The sequence below is a fragment of the uncultured Cohaesibacter sp. genome, from assembly GCF_963556055.3.
Classification (GTDB): Bacteria; Pseudomonadota; Alphaproteobacteria; order Rhizobiales; family Cohaesibacteraceae; genus Cohaesibacter.
Genome location: NZ_CAUVYE020000024.1, coordinates 119,389 through 137,567, shown reverse-complemented (window position 1 = coordinate 137,567; position 18,179 = coordinate 119,389). Strand labels below are relative to the sequence as shown.

Sequence of the window (18,179 nt, the reverse complement as noted above, 5' to 3'; positions counted from 1 at the left end):
CACAATATCCTTGGGTCAGCGCGCAGGTTTCCAGTTTCCATCGGGAAAATCGGTGCCAACACTCACGTCTTTCCACGCCTCGAGCTCGGCAAGCTGAGCCTCGAGTTCGGCACGAGCGTTTCTCAAGGCATCACTTCCCAGCAACAAGCGGAAGGGAGGATTGCTACTCCCGACGATATCGATCAGGGCACGCGCACCCCTTGCTGGATCGCCCTGTTGGGTGCCGTCGGTCGTATCGTTTTCCTTGCGCCGTGGACCGGCGGTTGGCGCGTAGTCCTCGATATTTGCCTTTGCCTGCTGTAGCGAGCGGCCTGCAAAATCGGTTCTGAAGGCACCCGGCTCGACGACGATGACACGTATGCCCAACGGTGCCAACTCCTTGCGAAGTGCATCCGACATGCCTTCGACAGCGAATTTTGTTGCCGAGTAATAGCCGGAGCCCGGAGCTGCGAGCCGTCCCGCGATAGCCGTAGCCGGCATTGTTGAGAAGAACGTCAATCGCGCCAAACCGCTGTTCGGCAAGTTTTACGACGCTCTCGATCTGAGCTTTGTCGGTTACATCGAGTTCGGCCGCGACAGCCCTGTCGGGATATTGCGATACGAATTCATCTAGAGCTTGTACGTTACGCGCTGTTACGACAGCATTGAAGCTGGCTTCAAGGACGGCACGGGCAAAGCTCTTCCCGAGACCGCTTGAGCAACCGGTAATCAGCCAGGTCGTCATGGCATTTCTCTTTCGTAGTAATGATGCTTGCTGAGGACTGCAGTCCCAATTGATCTTGTATAATTCTTCATCAATGGTATTTGTCGTCTTTCATAAAGCATCTTCAGATGTTTAAAGGCTATCGGCTTACCACTGATAGTCTGGAGAGAGAATTTTCATAAGGTTCCTGTCATGCCCGTGGACTAGCGAGCTTTCAACATCCAGAATCATCGTTGCTCCATTAGTGCGCTTATATGCTTCCCAAACAGGAAGAGATGCAGCAGAAGGTTGCCCGGTCTTTGCAAAGGAGATCCAGGCACTACTCATAGTATCTGCGATTTGTGCTGCTGCTGCCTTCTGGGCCTCAGTCTTGGTTGCACCGGAAGAAATTGGCGGGTTCTCGTCTGCGTTATTAAATACGAATGGAATTTCCGCTGTATGAATTGCAAGTGGGGATCCATATGTAAATACATACGCGAAAACAGGAGCTCCTTTTTGATCTGCCTTGTGTGACATGATCTTGAGCATCGGGAGACGAAAGTAATTATCTATGTACAGGGCGTCGAGTTTTGACTTAGAGGGATATGCCTTAAGGAATTCGTTGACAGTCACGTCCTTTTTGACCCCATAGGCTGCCTGCAAGCGATCCTCAATCTCTGTTTCAGAGAATTTTTTCCCCTTTTCCTCTCCGACGACCAGATTCATTGATGTCCATTCATTTAGATTCGAGCCGATAAGCAGAGGAATATCTTTTCCGGCGACTGCAAATGAATCGTGTGTTACAGGGTTCGTTGGAAGAAAATCCCCATCGACAACGGGCTCCCACTCCATCGTCACCTGGCCACTAAAGTCATTAACAATCCCAAATTCACCCGCCGTCTCAACTTTTGCTTTCTGGGTGGCTTCGATAAGCTTTTCATATGGAACAGACTGAATAGCTTCTATGTTTACATCAGAGATACCGAGATTTCTGAGCGTCAACTCTCCCAATCGGCTGCTGGGTTCGATCTGAGTAAAATTGACGCCAATTGATTCCGAAGCACCACTTTCAATGATAGCCTTCTGAAATAGTCCTTTCGCATATGGCGTCGTCATCAGAGCCAGAATTTTTGCGCCACCGCCCGACTCTCCGAATACGGTCACATTCTCTGGATCTCCACCAAAGCTCTCTATGTTCTCGTGAATCCACTTCAAAGAATCAACGATATCCAACATTCCCACATTTGCTGAATATCTATATTTTTCACCATAAGCAGAAAGATCAAGGTATCCCATTACATTCAGCCTATGATTGACGGACACTACGACCACATCGCCTTTTCTGCTCAGGTTTTCTCCATTGTAAGCAGGCACTTCTTGTGCAGAGCCGTTCGAAAACCCACCGCCATGCAACCACACCATGACAGCACGCTTCTTTCGATCAATGCCAGGTGTCCAGATATTTAAGTTCTGGCAGTTGTTGTCCAACGTTCCCGTTGGGACAGGAAAACCTGTTATTGAAGATTGCAGCGAGATTGCTCCATATTCGGTCGCATTCCGCACACCATCCCAATGTTTGACGGCTTCTGAAGGCATAAAACGTCGAAGAGCCTCAGCATAGGGTACTCCAAAATAGGTAAAAATGCCCTCACTTACCCCGCCTTGCAGCAATCCCGATTGTGTTTGAACAATCCCGTTGGCACTATTGTCTGCAGACGCCTGTCCGTTAGTCAGTGCCAACACTATGGTTAAGCTAAGCGCTTGTATAAACCTCTTCATACCGAACCTCATTTCGAATTTTTCGACTATATTTATAATTTCAAATATTTATAACTATTTCATTTGCCGTTCCCAAAATTTAACAGCATTATCGAGCCATCCTTCAGAGATTGTTCCTGTTCCAAGACCAAATCCATGTGGAAGCCCTTCAAACACTTCAATCTCTGTGTCGGTCCCGTTTTCTTTAATTGCATTTATCCTTCTTTCCATAATTCTATAGTCTGCTATAGCGTCTCGGCTTCCGACATTATTATATGTTGGAGGTTCGTCACCCGTGACTTCAGACAATGCCGTATACTGCATGACAACGGCAGCGGGCCTGGGATATGTACCTTGCCCATAGCTTTCAGTGCCATTTGCACCGAGCCATGCGGCGATCCGAGCTCCTGCTGACCCCCCCCATAGAGAGTAGTCTTCTGTATCAACCTCTAGTTCATCGGCATTATCGAATATAAACGCAATCGCCCTCGCAAGATCTTCGCAGCCGGTAATCGTTCCTGGACGATAAATCAATGCAAATGCGTTGTAGCCTTTTTTTGACAGCTCTAGGGCATGAGGAAAACTATCGTGCATGGCTCCGACATACACAAAGCCACCGCCCGAATTTGTAATTGCTAGTTTTTCTCCGGGATTACCTTTGAAAAAAAACAAGCCCGTATCCATTTTTGTTGGATCGGCCGCCTTTTCTTCTTTCGTATAGATGTCATAGAATATGGATTTTCCAGCATCTACGTGTCTCTTCATATAATTTACGATTTCTACTGTCTTATCTGGCTGAATATTGTTGTACCAAGTAAATGACAGTGTTCCGAGAGTGTTTCCGCTGAAGTAATCATTTCTCACCGGAAAAATTAACCTACCAAAGTCGCCAAAACCCGGATATGTCATGACATCTTGGGGTGAAGTAATATTTGAAAACACTGGCGCATTGGAAGAAGAATCTCTATGTTTTTCTCCGGCTTTAGAGTTTAAAATTACCTCAGAAAGAACTTCTTCCGACTTCCCAGAAGTTGGCCAATTCCCTATAAAAATCAGAGAAATAAGACCCAAAATTCTTAGCGATACTAATAAATTTAATTTGCTAAATGCTGTGTTTTGGCTTTTCATCTGTTTCTTCCATTGCCATTCATTATTGTTCATTTATTGAGCGAACAACCAAATCGGAAACGTCAACATTTTGAGGCTGAGATACAGCATATAAGACAGCGTTGGCGATAGCGTCAGGCTTTAGAGCAACATTTCGATAGAATTCTTCGACTATTGTTTTTGTGTCTGATGGTGCAATTGTATTCAAGAGTTCCGTCCGAATAGCTCCTGGATAAATCAATGTCGTACGAATGTTCGTGCCCTCCATAACAGATTCAGTTCGAAAAGAATCTAGCATTGCTCGTACAAAATGCTTTGTGCCACAATAAATGGCATTTCCAGGAACACATTTTGTTCCTGCAATAGAAGAATTTACTACGATATGACCACTCTTTTGCGCGATAAATTCAGGAAGAACTGAAGATATTGTATTCAGCACACCCTTGATGTTGATATCAATCATACCCATCCAATCGCCCACCTTCAGTTCTGACATCCGACTCCCTGGCATAATGCCTGCATTTGCAAACACGGCATCTACCTTTCCGAATTTAGACTTTGCCAGTGCAACTATTTCTTTCATGCTATCCGCATCTGCGACATCGGATTTCAGGTATGTTGCGTTTTTGCCAATTGTTGCTGCAACGTCTTTGAGCCGAGATTCACGTCTAGCACTCAAGACGACCTTTGCCCCATTTTTCGCCAATACTTTTGCCGTCTCTTCTCCAATGCCAGAGGATGCTCCTGTGATGATGAAGACCTTGCTTTCAACATTCTGCACTTAGTGTTCCTTCTATTTAGGAAGTTTAGTCGGTTCAAATGTGGTTGGTAATATAGCAAGGTTGTGACGAGGTTCGTTAGTGTGATAGGGCTATTTTCTTGCCTAATAGACCGAAGAAGAGTTTAGAAAATCACAAAGCAAATTTAGACTAGGAGACCCTAATGACGAGCACTGAAATAGTCAGCTTGGAGCGTTCCATCGAAATATTGAAAAGCAAGGTCATTAGATTGACCGAAAGTTGTCCCGTATTTGAAACTCCGGTTTCAGGCCTTTTGCTTTATCAGCATGATCAACCCAGCAAACCAGAAAATGCGGTTTATGAGCCTTGTATTAGCGTAATTCTGCAGGGCGCTAAACGAGCAATTTTGGGAGAAGACAGCTATATATATAGCCGGACTCAATTTCTTATTGCCTCAGTGCATTTGCCTACAGTGGTACAAATTGTCGAAGCTAGCCCAGAGAAGCCTTGTGTCGGATTAGGGTTAAAACTAAATATTCAAGAAATTTCTCAATTGATGACCGATAGCCATCTCCCGAGCGCAATAGGTCAGCAAACCAGCCGGGGATTGATGTTGGGGATGACCACATCCTCTTTGTTAGATGCGTTTTTTCGTCTAGTGGCTTTGCTCGATGAACCGAGAGACATACCCATACTAGGCGACTTGATTAAGCGCGAAATTTATTATCGACTACTGGTGGGAGACCAAGGTGAGAGGCTACGCCAAATTGCATCGATTGGAAGCCAAAGTCATTTCATAGCCCGCTCAATTGATTGGCTGCAAAGCAACTATACTGAACCATTTAGTATAGAAACCCTTTCAGGGTTAGCTAACATGAGCAAATCGACTTTTAATCATCACTTTCGTTTGATGACTGATTTAAGCCCACTCCAATTTCAAAAGAGACTGCGCCTTCAAGAGGCCAAGCGTCTAATGCTTGCAGAACGAATGGATGCAGCAAGTGCTGCCTTTGTTGTGGGTTACGAAAGCCCATCACAATTCAGTCGTGACTACAAAAGATTGTTTGGAAAGTCGCCACTGCGCGATGTGAATGATTTGCTAAAAGATGCAAAAAGAGACCATGAATAGGAAGTTCCGAGATTACTTACTCTACCTTGAAGATGCACTCATAATTTTATTTTGTTCCAATTTGAATTTGCCCTCATCCAAACTTTGGCCACGTATTGGTTGCTTCTTGGTGCTAAAAAAATAGCGGTAGCGCATTAAATAGGTACTCCTGCACGGCCTCAAAATTGTGTCTACCATTCTGCTTTTGATAGTAAACTACGTGATCCGGAGGAAACGCCTTTCTACGTTTCAACATTTCCTGCATTTGTATCTCCACCTGATCGCGGACTACATCCTGAGTTCCCGTTGTTGCATAGATGAAATAACCACGTTTTTTCAGACTATTTTTCTTTATCAAATCTTCAAAAAAATCTGCGGTTTTAACTGGGTAGTAGTTTCCATAACTTCCGTAATACCAAGAGGAACCACTCATTGGCAGAAAGTACCGGATATAATCATAGTCATAGCAGAATTCCATCCACGTTGTGACGGAACCAAGCGAGAAGCCGCCGAAAGCACGATGACCTCTTGATGCGGCAAGATCTTCTGCTGATGTTGACACCGCATATGTATGGAACTGCTCTTCTACAGCAGGCATCAAATTGTTTACAAAATCCTTATGAAAAACACGAAGTTCTCGAATCGATCCTTGAAAGTCAGTTTCGCTATTTTTATTATAAAATGTCGCCGACACAATGATCGATGGAGGAATATCTCTATTTCCTATCAAATGATCAAACATATTGCGAATTTTCTCTAATTTAAAATATTCTCCCGCTCTTCCACCCATTCCATGCATTAGATATATTATGTTGTATTTAGTATTTAAATCATTTTTATCATACCCATATGGAGTATAAACATATGCTTCTTTAATTATATCCGATTTATCCCTAGCGTAATCCTTTGAATTGTACTCTATTCGTGCAACTGTGCCATGGTGATCCATAGGCGTCAGATAGATCAATGGAACAGCTCTTGTCATTCCAGTTTGAGGAAGAACACGTTGGTCATTTTCAATGCCGGAAGCCACCGAGACAACCTCATTATGATTGGTTGCTATTTTTTCCAATACGTTTTTACCACGCGCTTTCCTAGCATCTGACGATAGTACTCCGTGGCTTCCTCCAAAGACGAAAACAGACATTGCAAAAAACGAAAATCTTATGGCTTTCTTCCAAAACATTTCACAATCACCCTGGTAACAACAGTTAATTTCTCCAACTACTGGTAACCCCTTGAATACCAGGGACTGCCAAAGCAGATTTAATTTCAGCGCCTAAAAGAGGCTTTGGAGCGATTACTAACGGTCTTTCAGCCTTTCTCCGGTGCTTCCACCCCAGACATCACCTGAACGGCATCAGGCAAGCGTGCTCCCTCAATCTTGATTGCACGAACAGCGGCGTTGAGTTCTGTGAGCTCGTCGCTTGTAAACGTCACAGACGTTGAGCCCACATTCTCAACCATGTGTGCCATCTGTGTCGTGCCAGGGATTGGCACGATCCAGGGTTTCTGTGCCATCAACCAAGCCAGAGCGATTTGGCCCGGTTGGACATTTTTCCGCTTTGCCCAGCTCTTTACAAGATCAACAAGAATCATGTTCTTTGAAAGGCTTTCCGGCTGGAAACGACCTTCAGTTCCGCGGAAATCACCTGCTGCAAAGCGGGTTCGCTCATCGATTGCCCCATTGAGGAAGCCAACACCGAGAGGGCTCCATGGAACAAACCCGATGCCGAGTTCTTCACAGGTTGCCAGCACATCGTCTTCCGGACCTCGCCATAGCATGGAATATTCACTCTGAACGGCCGTGACCGGAAGAACTGCATGGGCACGGCGCAAGGTTTTCAGTCCCATTTCGGACATGCCCCAATGCAGGATCTTGCCTTCATCCATGAGTTCCTTGACCGCGCCAGCAACATCCTCGATCGGCACTTCTGGGTCTACGCGATGCTGATAAAGAAGATCAATGCGGTCGGTGCGTAGCCGCTTGAGCATGCCTTCCACAGCCAGTTTGATATGGTCCGGTTTGCTATTGAGGCCGCGTCCGAATGCACCGGTTTCAAGATCGACATTGAAGCCGAATTTCGAGGTGATGACGATATCGTCACGGAACGAACTGATTGCTTCTCCCAGAATGCGTTCACATTCGTGAGGACCGTAGGCTTCCGCCGTGTCGAAGAAGGTGACACCGTGGTCGAAGGCCGATTGGATGATCCGATGCATCTCCGAACGATTGGGAATAGTGGTCGGATAGGCCCGATGCATGTTCTGTATGCCGATGCCGATGCTGGAGACTTCAAGTGTTCCAAGTTTTCGGCGGCCCTCAACACGGATCAGCTTATTGTCTTCAGTTTGAGCTTTCGCCTCTGTTACAAGAGTTCCTGCGACCGGGGCGAGCGCCAGCCCGCCAGCAGCAGCCAGTATGCTTCTGCGATCAAAGCCTGATTTTGATTTTTCTTTGTCTTCATGTTTCATGGGATTATTTCCATTTGAAATTTATGGTCAATACTGTCTGCTCTAGAGCTTTTCGCCAAAGAAGGTCGTCAGCTTGGCCATTGCCTGATCGACATATTCAGGAACCCAATAGGTCTGGATGTGTGTTGCCCCATTGATCAGAAACAGTTCCTTATCCTCAGTACCCGTTGCCTTTTCGAAGGCATCTTCCGTCATGTAGAGGCTGTCTGCCTTGCTACCCGCGATCATCAGAAGAGGTTGATTGATCAGATCCATGCTGCTAGACGCATCCCAGCTCATGAGGCTGAGAAGGCTGCTCAGAGGATAGTTGCCTGATGAATTCGGGTGAAAATGGGTCTGGGCGTAATAAATATAGCCTTCGCGATAGAGATCGACCGGGATCTGCGCGATTTGTTCATCTGACAGTGGTGCGGGATTTCCGCTTCTGATACGAGGGATTTCTCCGCCCGCAGCTTCTTGGGCTCGAGCATCGGAGGCCTGCTTCAGGCGTTCCTGCACAGTATCAAGTTGTGAATTCATGTAGCCGTTTCGCCGGACAATGCCAGTGTTGAACATGCTGATCGTTGCGAGCGCTGCAAAACGTTTATCGGTTTGGGTAACTTTCACCGAATAGCCGCCGCCACCGCAAATGCCCAGCAATCCCAGTCGAGCGGCATCAGCACCGGCATATTGGGTGATATAATCAGCCATCCCGCGGATGTCTTCTGTACGGTTTGCGGGGGTATCTGTGCCCCGGGGCTCACCACCACTTCCTCCCTGATAGGCGGCATCGGCGGTAATGGTGATATAACCTTGTTCAGCGAGACGTTGCGCATACAAACCTGCAACCTGCTCTTTCACGCCACCATTGGGATGTGCGACCACGACTGTCGGATATTTTCCATTCGGGTCGTAGTTTGCCGGGGTGTAAATGTTGGCTGCAATGTCAATGCCGTGCAGTTTGTAGGTGACCGGATGGATATTCACGGCTCCTTCCACATTTTGTGTTAGCGCCCCTTCATAGGTCAAGGTGAACGGGTTTTGTTTGTAGTCAGCGGCAATTACGGAACCTGAAGCTGCGGCGAGTGCAGCTGTTGCAGCTACGGTGCTGATAAATAATGATTTCATGCTATTGGTCTCACTCTGATTTGTCATTTTTGTTTGAAGGATTACCGTCTCTACTTGCAAAGACGTCCTTGGCCTGAATGACCGCTGAAACCGCATTGGGCCATCCGGTGTAAAAAGCCAGTTGGGTGAAAACTTCTGCCAGTTCGGATCGTGTCACGCCGTTCTGAAGCGCCAGTCCGATATGACTTCGGAGCTGTTCTGGCCTGTTCAACGCAACAAGGGCGCTGACAGTGGCAAGGCTACGATCTCGCTTTGACAACCCTTCGCGCTGCCAAATATCGGCATAAAGGACGTTGTCGGTAAGCTCGGCCAGCTTGGGCGCCACGTCGCCCATGAGCTGTTGGGCGCGCGAAGGACCGGTTGGCTTTGAAGGTGCCTCCGACGCTTGATAGACAGTATCATTGACTTGATCGAACCACTCCGTGGAATGACCTTCCATTTGTTCCTGCACAGCAAGATGCGTCATTCCATCTGAGGCTGAGGCCCCGTGCCAGTGTTTCTGGTTTGGGGGTATCCAGACCACATCGCCATTGGTGATTGTCTGGCGTAGCCCGCCCTCGAACTGCACATATCCGGTTCCGTCAGTGATCACCAGATGTTGGCCAACAGGATGAGTGTGCCAAGCTGTTCGGGCTCCAGGTTCAAAGGTCACATAAGCAGCAGATGCTCTTGCCGGCGCCTCTGGTCCAAACAACGGCAGCACAGATGCCATTCCAACAAAATGCTCCGCTGGAGCGTTCAGACTGGGGCGTTGTTCGCTTCTTGAAATATGAGCCGCAGTAAGATCATTGGTTACGGGTTCAGCCGCATCGGCCTGCGAAGATATAAAAAGGCCAACAAGCAATGCGAAGGGTATTCTCCGCATTGTATTGGAACTCATTGTGACTGTTCGCATGAGAAATCCTTGATCTGGAGAAACTCGGAATTGACATAGTAGAAAATAGTTTGTCTTATACAATTCAACAATACATCGAACATCGAACAGTCTATGAAATAGGACTAAACAATCATGAAGACATCTCTATCTGAATTGAACGCCTTTATGACGATCGCCGAACATCAGAATTTTCGTGCTGCTGCGCGCGAGCTTGGTATTTCACCCTCAGCATTGAGCCATACGATCAAGAATATGGAAGCCAATCTCGAGGTGCGCCTATTTAACCGGACAACACGCTCGGTTGCCTTGACGGAAGCTGGCACCGAATTTCTTCATAGGGTCGGGCCGGTCATGGAGGAGTTGAAAAATGCCTTGGAGGATGTTTCCTCGATCGGCAACAAACCAAGCGGCACCATTCGGATTAGTGCCGCGGAGAGCGCGGGCAAATTGCTAATCAACGGGTTCCTGCCAGACTTTTTGAAAGCCTATCCCGAAATCCATGTCGAGATTGTCGATGACACTCGCTTCATCGATATTGTCGCTGAGGGATATGATGCCGGCATGCGCATTCTTGACGACATTCCTCAAGATATGGTCGCCATTCGACTGACAAAGGATTTTCAATTCATGGCAGTGGCATCACCACAATATCTTTCTATTCACGAGGCGCCTCAAAAGCCACATGATCTCTTCGACCATCAATGTATTCGCTTTCGCTTCAGGAGCGGAGCACTGTACCCTTGGGATCTGGAGCGACATGGACAAAGTTCCGATATCAATGTCAATGGTCCCATGACACTCGGAAATTCTAATTTGATGGTCGATGCGGCACTGGCCGGGATCGGGATTGCATGGACCCCTGAATATCTGGTTGCGCCACACTTGCAAAGCGGTCGCCTGGTTCAGCTCCTTAAGGACTGGAGTCCAACATTTCCCGGCGTAGGCCTCTATTATCCCGCAAACCGGCATCCACCGGCGGCCTTTCAATTGTTCACTCAAGCCTTAAGAACATGGGCAAATTTCGACAATCAGCCAGAGTTGCCTTCATGAATGGAATATCCAAACAATATTCAATCCATGATGAAAATGGGCAATTTCTCCCATTTGAAATCGCCCATTTCGGATTTCATCCACCCGGTCAGTCCGCGAAGGAAATCGCTTCAGCCCGTTGCCTGATGACATCAGCTCCGCTCGGAAGCAAATAGCCTTCCTCAATCAAGCCCTTTACATCGTCATCGACCGCTTTCAGATAGGTTTCCCGATTTCCATAGCGAGACAGAAGTTCTGCCGTGCTAAGGTCAGTTTGATATCCAGACAAAGTGCAGAATATGGTTGGACCATTGATTTTGTAGCTTGTCGTCGGAACCGAGAATTCAGGAAGCTGGAGCCCGCCTTCAGGAAGACCTTCAGGGTCATGTTTGACTTTTCCAGCTTCATCGCGAGCAAACATTTTGCTTGCTGCTGCTGGCTTGCCTCCAGCAGACCAGACCTCGACAGAGCGAAGTGCTGATGCCAGTACGTTCCCAGTCCCAACCTTGGAATAGGACGGAGGTAGTGTGCAGTTTTGAGATGCCAGCATCTGGGTGAATGTCTGCGGACCCGACGGCCCCTTAAGGGACTTGTCTCTCAAGACCATGCCATCGACATAGTCTCGCCCATAAACTGAGCTATGAGCTGCACCGGCAAGATCCCAAACACGAGTAAATTCGCTCGTTGTCGTTGGTGCAAAAAGGTCTGCTGTCGTTTCAGAATTGACACTGATTGCTGGGACAGTCTGGTCACCACGAAGCTGAGTTGCCAAATCATACATCACGAATCCGTCGAACAGACTGGTGAGCGGTTGAATGGTGTTGTAATAGATCGACAGCCGAGACGCAGATTGTGACTGTCCAATCGCAATAACTGAGCGCACGTCATAGCCATCCAGCGGGGAAACGCCTGCTTCCTTTGATTCCAAAGCTGCAACAGTCTGAGAAAGAATGTCCCAGGAAAGTGGATCACCGGGGCACCCGACGCTCCCACGACAGGAATCTACCCGTGACTCGTCTGCTGGATCCTGATTGTTGGCATCAACTGACAATGTTTCATAGCGTTGAGGGCTCCAGCTGCGAAGGCGATCAACCCCGATTTTCTGCGCAGAAACTGTCGCGATGGCATAGCCTTCTGAGGTGAGAAAGTCATGCATCTCTGCGAATGCGAAGTCGATGTCTTGCCCCGCAGTCACATTCGTCCACTCAACAACCAGTGTCCCGTTGAATTTTTCTGGTCTGGGGGTGCGAAGCAATACGCGGCTTTTATAGGACCAGCCATCGTCAATGATGCTTGCCGTATCCAGAGCGCCGATCGTTGCACCTCTATACCGATGGGCTTTGCCTTCGGTGAAATACTCGGACTCGGTGTAGCCTTTTGACGACAGATCGATTGCAGCGGCAGACATGGGGGATGTTGCGGGAACATCAATCAGCGTCAATTTGGCTGGAATGGTCTCGTCCGCTTGGGCCGATAAAGTGGCAACACTGGCAAAGAACATCGCCGATAAATAGAGAGGAATAGCTCTGTGGGAGTGGGCGTTCATTTTGTGCACCTTCAAGGATTATCCAATTTGTTTCAGAAAGAGAGTTGCTTTTGTTCGTTGGTCTATAGCTAATCAATTAAGTTGAGTGATATAATCCCTGAAAACCAGCAAACCTTATGAAGCAAAACTGAACAATGATAGAGCCCTTAAACGACCTTTCAAGCTTTGCCGTTGTAGCAGAAGAACTCAATTTCAGGCGCGCAGCTGCGAGGCTCAATGTGAGCCCGTCAGCCCTTAGCCAGACAATTCGAAAACTGGAAGAGCGTCTGGGAATGCGATTGCTGACCCGCACCACGCGGTCGGTCGCCCTGACCCCTGCCGGAGAAAGGTTGTCTGCGGCTGTCACCGACGGACTTTCGATTATTCGTCAGGAAATTGGCACCATGAGTGCGCAATCGGACGCTCCTGCGGGGAACATAAGGGTCAATGCATCAGAATATGCGGCTCTCCGCATTTTGGAGCCGGCTTTGCGAGATTTCTTGCCCGATTATCCGAAAATTTCGGTCGAAGTGGTGATCGACAATGGCTTTGTCGATATAGTGGCACAGAAATTTGATCTTGGCTTACGTGCTGGAGAAAGTGTCGAACGAGATATGATTTCGTTTGCTGTCCGCCCTGAAGAACCCTTTCGGATCGTCGGATCACCTGAATATTTCGCCCACCACGCAAGACCTGAACACCCCAACGATCTTCTCCAGCATCACTGCATCAATATGCGCTTCTCAGGTAGCGGAGAGTTATTCCCATGGGAGTTCGAGAAGGATGGATGTGCATTTCGTGTCCGGGTTCCTTCCCGCTTCATCGTCTCAGGAGCGCAAATCGCCAAGAACGCCACATTTGCCGGGATGGGGCTTTGCTATATGCCGCAGAATCTGGTTGAGAAGGATTTGGCGGAGGGAAGGCTCATCTCCGTTCTTGATGAGTGGACTGTTCCTCTCCCCGAATATCACGTCTATTATCCTAGCAGGTCCTATCAAACGACGGCCCTGTCGCTTTTCCTCAAACATCTGCGTGCGTGGGGCAAAGAGCAGTTTCGCGATCTATAGGGCGATAGATTTGCGTTTTTGAAGCATTTCTACCCCACGGAGGATCAGGCAGGAACCGAACGCCAAACCACTCAAAGCTGCCGCCCAATGAAGGAAGAAGGGCAGGACTGATTGGTTGAAATCCCACATCGATAGGGAATACTGAAACGCCAGCCTGTCCCAGAGCCCCACGATCATGCCACTCTTAGCGGCCTGAACGGAAATGGCCATGGCCGTTGCCCATCCTGCCATCTTCAGCCATCGGGGAAAATCGCGCTTTGCAGCGAGCCGCAAAGTCAACGCAACAATCCTGTTCCAGTTCACCCCGACATGCATCGCAGAAAGTGCTATGGCCCAATAGGCCGAGAACCAATGAATTTCCTGCATCACGAATACGCGCGGCAAGGGGAATATCATTGGCAGAATGCGCGATAGAAAAATGCTGCTGACAAGCAGCGCCAACAGAGCAATCGCCAGCAAGACGCCAAGAACCAGATTGAATAATCGCTGAGGCGTCCACTTTCCTTTTGAAAGGCTCTTCCACCAGAATAGATTGTTTGCGACATGTCGAAGGACGAGGAGCAGCCAGGCGCTCCCTATGATTTCATGCACCCCATTGCCCAGCCACCAATAGGCAAATGCCATGACCAGAAGGGCAAGCAACAGCCCGTCCAGCATCACTCGTGGCAATGGCCTTGTCCATTGCATGCTCATTTGCCGAACTGCCAGGCATCGGAATAGGTAAACATATACTGACGGTCCTGCCGGGACATATGACAGGAACGGCAGCGCTCTGTATTCTCATCCATGTTGATCGAGCCATCGGGCCAGAACCATTGGAATTGCCAGTCGTCAGTCCGGCTCCGTTCGTCATAGTCGGCACCGAAGCCTTCGCCCTTCTCCATCACAAACAGGCGATAGACACTCCCCTCACGCCAATCCTGCAGGATCACCTGAGTGCCATCCGGCAACTCCTTGCCTGCCTGTAAAGCATCCAAAGCTTCACGCGAGGTGTACATATATTCGGTCACATCGCCTCGTGTGACAGTGGAATAGTGAGTGAGAGCATCAATTGTCTCGCTATCCGGAAAACGGACCCTGTTCGGCTCGGCGATAGCGGAAAAGACCAGCAAGCCTGAAAGAGCGAGGCTGGCAGAAAGGGTGGCAAATGGCTGTCCCATACGGGTCTCCCTTGGTGTCGGTGCGCTCGGCCTTTCAGGCTCGAGACTGTTATTCTCTAGATGTAGGGCTGCCTGACCGCATGATTAGGCAGCCTGTACGTATAAGCCCTATAAGCAGGGCAGATTAATCAAAGGCCGGTCATTTCCATCAAAGGGGCTGGAAGGCGATCTCCGGTGATGGCAATTGCATCGGCTGCTTTGGTGAGTTGCGCGACGTCCGCTTCGCTCAGAGTTAGGGATAGGGTACCAAGATTTTCGTCCAGTCTGTGCTCCTTCGTGGTACCCGGAATTGGCACGATCCAGGACTTCTGAGCCATGAGCCAGGCGAGAGCGACCTGAGCAGGGGTTGCGCCCTTCTCAGATGCCATCAGACGAACCTGATCGACCAGCGCCAGATTGGCCTTACGGGCTTCGGGCGCAAACCGCGGGACAAAATTGCGAAAATCATCCGGCGCGAAGACCGTGTCCATTGTGATCTGCCCCGTCAGGAAACCTGCACCCAGCGGACTGAAAGGCACAAAGCCGATGCCAAGCTCTTCGAGCAGATCCAGAAGGCCTGCTTCAGGGCCGCGCCAGAAGAGGGAATATTCGCTTTGTACGGCTGATAGAGGCAACACGGCGTGGGCACGGCGGATGGTGTCGAGACCGGCTTCGGACAGCCCCCAATGCAGGACTTTGCCTTCGCGAACCAGATCAGCCATAGCACCTGCAACATCCTCAATCGGAACATTCGGATCGACGCGATGCTGATAGAACAGATCAATATGATCGGTCTTGAGGCGTTTGAGGCTGGCTTCTGCGACCGCCTTGACATGCTCCGGCCTACTGTTGGTGCCACCTCGGCGCTCGCCGGTTTCAAGGTCGATGTCAAAGCCGAACTTGGTGGCAATCGTCACCTTGTCGCGCACAGGAACCAGCGCTTCGCCAACAAGGACTTCGTTGGCAAAGGGGCCATAGGCTTCAGCGGTATCGAACAGGGTCACGCCCTTGTCGACCGCACCCCGGATGAGAGCGATCATGGCGTCATGATCGGCGGCCGGACCATAGGCGGAGGTCATGCTCATGCAGCCAAGACCCATGGCAGAAACTTCCAGAGAACCAAGCTTACGTTTTTCCATTGTGTTTTCCTTTCTTATTGTTTTTCTGATGCTGGACGCAGAATGAACATCCATGAAACGAGGAGAGCGGCGAGAACGAACAGGGCACCACCCTGCAAGGCGTGAGCCGTCCGTTCGGCGATGGCGAGGCGGGTTGCCCCTGTTGTGGAGGTGAGCGCGGCCAGAGCCACCAGCAGGGCAAGACCGAGAGATGATCCAAGCTGATGGGCGACATTCACCGTACCGGATGCAGCGCCCACATCCTCGGTTTCCACTCCAGCAATACCGGATGACGTGAGCGGTGCCATGGCAGCCCCCTGACCAAAGCCGACAAACACCATCGGCAGCATGATCTCGGTCCAGAGGTTGCTGTCTATTCCCAGGAGAGACAGCCAGGCGAGCCCGACCCCGCATGTCAGGTAGCTCACCATCAGCACTGATCCGCGACCGAACCGAGCCATCATCTTGGGCACATTCATCGCGGCAATGAAGTTGACGAAGGTCGCCGGAAAGAAGGCAAGGCCTGTTTCGGCAGCACTGAGCCCCAGAACCTCTTGCATATATTGCGCAACGAAAAAATAGAAACTGACATTGGCACCAAGAAACAGCAACCGAGCGCCATAGGCCCCACCGCGCTCAGCATGGGTCAATAGGCGTAAAGGCAGCAATGGCTCGTGAACCTGCGCCTCATGAACCAGAAATGCCGCCAGAAGGACAAATCCGAGAGCAAGCACGCCGAAGGATCCCCAATTACCCCAGCCTTGTTCTGCAGCATTAACGGATGCGAAAACCAAAGCCCCCAAGCCTATCGTCGACAGGAGAGCTCCCAGAACATCGATTTTACCGGCAAAGCGATCCGTCTCCTTGACGTAGCGAAGCGCGACCACCAGCAGACCGATACTGATCGGGAGATTGATGAAGAAACCTGCCCGCCAGGAAATCATATCTGCCAGCACGCCGCCAAGCACCATGCCAAAACTTGCTGAAACGCCTGCGGCGGCGGCATACCAGGCAACGGCGCGATTGCGCTCTTCTCCTGCCGGAAAAGTCACCTGCAACAGAGATAGCGTGGAGGGAGCAAGAATGGCGGCTCCCATTCCCTGTACAGCTCGCGCGGCGACGATGAACCCGGCGCTCTGCGCGGAGCCAATGGCCAGAGATGCCAGAGCAAAAATGCCGAGGCCAATCATATAGATCCGGCGTCGGCCATAGAGGTCTCCAAGCTTGCCACCCAACAGCAGAAAGCCGCCGAAGAAAAGCGTATAGATGCTGGAAACCCATGTAAGGCCCGCATCGGAAAAGCCAAGATCCGCCTGCAATCGCGGCAATGCGGTCAAGACGATTGAAATATCGAGGACGATCATCGCATAGCTGAGCACGACAAGGATCAGCACTGCTCTGGTATGGAGAGAATTGTCTTTTTGTTGCATTGAGAGGTCCCGCATTTAGTCATTGGCCCTTTTGGCCTTGATACAAATATATATTCTGGGTTATTGATCTATTAGATCGATAATTGCGGATGTCGTTATTAGAAAACAGGCATAATCTATGCGCCGTACTTTCAATGAACTTTATGCATTCACCGTGGTGGCTCGACATCGCAGCTTCACGCGTGCGGCAGCGCAGTTGGGCATGTCTCAGTCGGCCCTGTCCCAGACGGTCAAGAATCTGGAAGAAGATCTGGGTGTGCGGCTGTTAACCCGTTCCACACGTAGCGTCTTTCCGACAGAAGCCGGGGAGCGCTTGCTGTCGCGCCTTGGGCCCCAATTTGACGACATGGAAGAGGCTCTGGACGAGTTGAACAATGTACGGACAAGCCCACGGGGAACCATCCGTATCAGCGCGGGAGAGCATGCCGCGATCACGCTTCTGCAGCCAAAGATCACTTCGTTCCTCTCGGACTATCCCGACGTGTCTGTCGAAATTGCCGTCGATGCTGGAATGATCGATATTGTGGCTGAAGGGTTTGACGCTGGCGTTCGACTTGGCGAACAGGTTGCCAAGGACATGATTGCCGTTCGCATCAGCCCCGATATTCGTATGTGCATGGTAGCCACTCCGGATTATCTGTCCCAATATCCAGCCCCGACCACTCCCGAGGAGCTGACGAACCACCGCTGCATCAATACCCGCATGCCGACACATGGCGGCGTCTTTGTCTGGGAAATGGTGCAGAATGGCGAAGAGATAAGGGTTCGCGTCGAAGGGCCTGCGACCTTCAACAGTCTGCCACTGAGGCTGGCTGCCACCCTTGATAGTGTCGGCATCGGATATATGCCCTTCGATGTTGCGGCGCCCCACATCACCGAAGAGCGATTGTTGCCGGTTCTGGAAAGCTACTGGCCAACGTGGGACGGATACCATCTCTATTACCCGAACCGTCGCCAGATGAGCCCCGCTTTCCGGCTACTGATCGACCACCTGCGCCATCGCTGATGGCAGACAGG

Annotated in this window: 15 protein-coding genes and 3 pseudogenes; 4 read left to right on the top strand and 14 right to left on the bottom strand. The window is 49.9% G+C overall.

Annotation, left to right across the window (positions count from 1 at the left end; all coding sequences use genetic code 11):
* Window positions 1–15: 15 nt before the first annotated feature.
* The 4 genes and pseudogenes from ACHZB8_RS16975 to ACHZB8_RS16960 form a co-directional block, all read right to left on the bottom strand.
* Window positions 16–724: pseudogene (locus ACHZB8_RS16975) on the bottom strand (SDR family NAD(P)-dependent oxidoreductase).
* Between the two features lie 126 nt (window positions 725–850).
* Window positions 851–2,461, bottom strand: a complete 1,611-nt coding sequence (locus ACHZB8_RS16970; protein ID WP_316862054.1) for a carboxylesterase family protein — start codon at window positions 2,459–2,461, stop codon at window positions 851–853.
* A 54-nt stretch (window positions 2,462–2,515) separates the two neighbouring features.
* Complete coding sequence (locus ACHZB8_RS16965; RefSeq protein WP_316862053.1) at window positions 2,516–3,601, bottom strand: alpha/beta hydrolase; 1,086 nt, start codon at window positions 3,599–3,601, stop codon at window positions 2,516–2,518.
* Window positions 3,591–4,328, bottom strand: coding sequence for an SDR family oxidoreductase (locus ACHZB8_RS16960; RefSeq protein ID WP_316862051.1), 738 nt, complete (start codon window positions 4,326–4,328; stop codon window positions 3,591–3,593). The genes ACHZB8_RS16965 and ACHZB8_RS16960 overlap by 11 nt, the downstream gene beginning before the upstream one ends.
* A 161-nt stretch (window positions 4,329–4,489) precedes the next feature.
* Between ACHZB8_RS16960 and ACHZB8_RS16955 the strand changes: the two genes are divergently transcribed.
* Window positions 4,490–5,416 (top strand): AraC family transcriptional regulator, encoded by a 927-nt coding sequence (locus ACHZB8_RS16955; protein ID WP_316862049.1) that lies wholly within the window; start codon window positions 4,490–4,492, stop codon window positions 5,414–5,416.
* A gap of 112 nt (window positions 5,417–5,528) precedes the next feature.
* On the opposite strand, the gene ACHZB8_RS16950 is transcribed toward ACHZB8_RS16955, so the two are convergent.
* The 5 genes and pseudogenes from ACHZB8_RS16950 to ACHZB8_RS16930 all read right to left on the bottom strand — a co-directional run.
* Window positions 5,529–6,581, bottom strand: coding sequence for a hypothetical protein (locus ACHZB8_RS16950; RefSeq protein WP_316862047.1), 1,053 nt, complete (start codon window positions 6,579–6,581; stop codon window positions 5,529–5,531).
* Window positions 6,582–6,709: 128 nt separating this feature from the next.
* Window positions 6,710–7,870: an aldo/keto reductase gene (locus ACHZB8_RS16945; RefSeq protein ID WP_316862046.1), complete on the bottom strand. Its 1,161-nt coding sequence runs from the start codon at window positions 7,868–7,870 to the stop codon at window positions 6,710–6,712.
* A 42-nt stretch (window positions 7,871–7,912) separates the two neighbouring features.
* Entirely contained in the window at window positions 7,913–8,977 is a 1,065-nt protein-coding gene (locus ACHZB8_RS16940) for an alpha/beta hydrolase (protein WP_316862079.1), read from the bottom strand.
* A gap of 10 nt (window positions 8,978–8,987) precedes the next feature.
* Window positions 8,988–9,329, bottom strand: a pseudogene (locus ACHZB8_RS16935) (carboxymuconolactone decarboxylase family protein); the annotation flags it as partial.
* Window positions 9,330–9,413: 84 nt separating this feature from the next.
* Window positions 9,414–9,689 (bottom strand): annotated as a pseudogene (locus ACHZB8_RS16930) (cupin domain-containing protein); the annotation flags it as partial.
* Between the two features lie 297 nt (window positions 9,690–9,986).
* Between ACHZB8_RS16930 and ACHZB8_RS16925 the strand changes: the two are divergent.
* On the top strand, window positions 9,987–10,904 hold the full coding sequence (locus tag ACHZB8_RS16925) for a LysR family transcriptional regulator (RefSeq protein ID WP_316862044.1): 918 nt from the start codon (window positions 9,987–9,989) through the stop codon (window positions 10,902–10,904).
* 88 nt (window positions 10,905–10,992) lie between these two features.
* Here the strand turns inward: ACHZB8_RS16925 and ACHZB8_RS16920 are convergent, their stop codons facing one another.
* A complete protein-coding gene (locus tag ACHZB8_RS16920; RefSeq protein ID WP_316862042.1) occupies window positions 10,993–12,429 on the bottom strand; it encodes an alpha/beta hydrolase domain-containing protein in 1,437 nt (478 codons plus the stop codon).
* A 134-nt stretch (window positions 12,430–12,563) separates the two neighbouring features.
* Between ACHZB8_RS16920 and ACHZB8_RS16915 the strand changes: the two genes are divergently transcribed.
* Entirely contained in the window at window positions 12,564–13,475 is a 912-nt protein-coding gene (locus tag ACHZB8_RS16915; RefSeq protein ID WP_316862040.1) for a LysR family transcriptional regulator, read from the top strand.
* Here the strand turns inward: ACHZB8_RS16915 and ACHZB8_RS16910 are convergent.
* From ACHZB8_RS16910 to ACHZB8_RS16895, 4 genes are all read right to left on the bottom strand, one after another.
* Window positions 13,470–14,168 (bottom strand): DUF4405 domain-containing protein, encoded by a 699-nt coding sequence (locus ACHZB8_RS16910; protein ID WP_316862038.1) that lies wholly within the window; start codon window positions 14,166–14,168, stop codon window positions 13,470–13,472. The two genes, ACHZB8_RS16915 and ACHZB8_RS16910, sit on opposite strands and share 6 nt — an antisense overlap.
* Window positions 14,165–14,635, bottom strand: coding sequence for a cytochrome P460 family protein (locus ACHZB8_RS16905; protein WP_316862037.1), 471 nt, complete (start codon window positions 14,633–14,635; stop codon window positions 14,165–14,167). Before ACHZB8_RS16905 ends, ACHZB8_RS16910 begins: the two co-directional genes overlap by 4 nt.
* Window positions 14,636–14,763: 128 nt before the next feature.
* Window positions 14,764–15,753 (bottom strand): aldo/keto reductase, encoded by a 990-nt coding sequence (locus ACHZB8_RS16900; RefSeq protein WP_316862036.1) that lies wholly within the window; start codon window positions 15,751–15,753, stop codon window positions 14,764–14,766.
* A gap of 14 nt (window positions 15,754–15,767) precedes the next feature.
* The gene (locus ACHZB8_RS16895; protein ID WP_316862035.1) at window positions 15,768–17,162 is read right to left on the bottom strand and encodes an MFS transporter; all 1,395 of its coding nucleotides are present in this window, start codon (window positions 17,160–17,162) and stop codon (window positions 15,768–15,770) included.
* A 118-nt stretch (window positions 17,163–17,280) separates the two neighbouring features.
* Here ACHZB8_RS16895 and ACHZB8_RS16890 point away from each other — a divergent pair, with 118 nt between their 5' ends.
* Window positions 17,281–18,168 carry a LysR family transcriptional regulator gene (locus ACHZB8_RS16890; protein WP_316862034.1) on the top strand — a complete coding sequence of 296 codons (888 nt, stop codon included), beginning with the start codon at window positions 17,281–17,283 and terminating at the stop codon, window positions 18,166–18,168.
* The last annotated feature ends 11 nt before the right edge of the window (window positions 18,169–18,179 follow it).

What these genes read in the sequence shown, in the direction of transcription:
- ACHZB8_RS16940 (WP_316862079.1), bottom strand. Translation starts at nt 8,977, where the DNA reads ATGAAATCATTATTTATCAGCACCGTAGCTGCAACAGCTGCACTCGCC.
- ACHZB8_RS16915 (WP_316862040.1), top strand. Translation starts at nt 12,564, where the DNA reads ATGATAGAGCCCTTAAACGACCTTTCAAGCTTTGCCGTTGTAGCAGAA.
- ACHZB8_RS16925 (WP_316862044.1), top strand. Translation starts at nt 9,987, where the DNA reads ATGAAGACATCTCTATCTGAATTGAACGCCTTTATGACGATCGCCGAA.
- ACHZB8_RS16890 (WP_316862034.1), top strand. Translation starts at nt 17,281, where the DNA reads ATGCGCCGTACTTTCAATGAACTTTATGCATTCACCGTGGTGGCTCGA.
- ACHZB8_RS16910 (WP_316862038.1), bottom strand. Translation starts at nt 14,168, where the DNA reads ATGAGCATGCAATGGACAAGGCCATTGCCACGAGTGATGCTGGACGGG.
- ACHZB8_RS16945 (WP_316862046.1), bottom strand. Translation starts at nt 7,870, where the DNA reads ATGAAACATGAAGACAAAGAAAAATCAAAATCAGGCTTTGATCGCAGA.
- ACHZB8_RS16920 (WP_316862042.1), bottom strand. Translation starts at nt 12,429, where the DNA reads ATGAACGCCCACTCCCACAGAGCTATTCCTCTCTATTTATCGGCGATG.
- ACHZB8_RS16900 (WP_316862036.1), bottom strand. Translation starts at nt 15,753, where the DNA reads ATGGAAAAACGTAAGCTTGGTTCTCTGGAAGTTTCTGCCATGGGTCTT.
- ACHZB8_RS16970 (WP_316862054.1), bottom strand. Translation starts at nt 2,461, where the DNA reads ATGAAGAGGTTTATACAAGCGCTTAGCTTAACCATAGTGTTGGCACTG.
- ACHZB8_RS16955 (WP_316862049.1), top strand. Translation starts at nt 4,490, where the DNA reads ATGACGAGCACTGAAATAGTCAGCTTGGAGCGTTCCATCGAAATATTG.
- ACHZB8_RS16905 (WP_316862037.1), bottom strand. Translation starts at nt 14,635, where the DNA reads ATGGGACAGCCATTTGCCACCCTTTCTGCCAGCCTCGCTCTTTCAGGC.
- ACHZB8_RS16950 (WP_316862047.1), bottom strand. Translation starts at nt 6,581, where the DNA reads ATGTTTTGGAAGAAAGCCATAAGATTTTCGTTTTTTGCAATGTCTGTT.
- ACHZB8_RS16965 (WP_316862053.1), bottom strand. Translation starts at nt 3,601, where the DNA reads ATGAACAATAATGAATGGCAATGGAAGAAACAGATGAAAAGCCAAAAC.
- ACHZB8_RS16895 (WP_316862035.1), bottom strand. Translation starts at nt 17,162, where the DNA reads ATGCAACAAAAAGACAATTCTCTCCATACCAGAGCAGTGCTGATCCTT.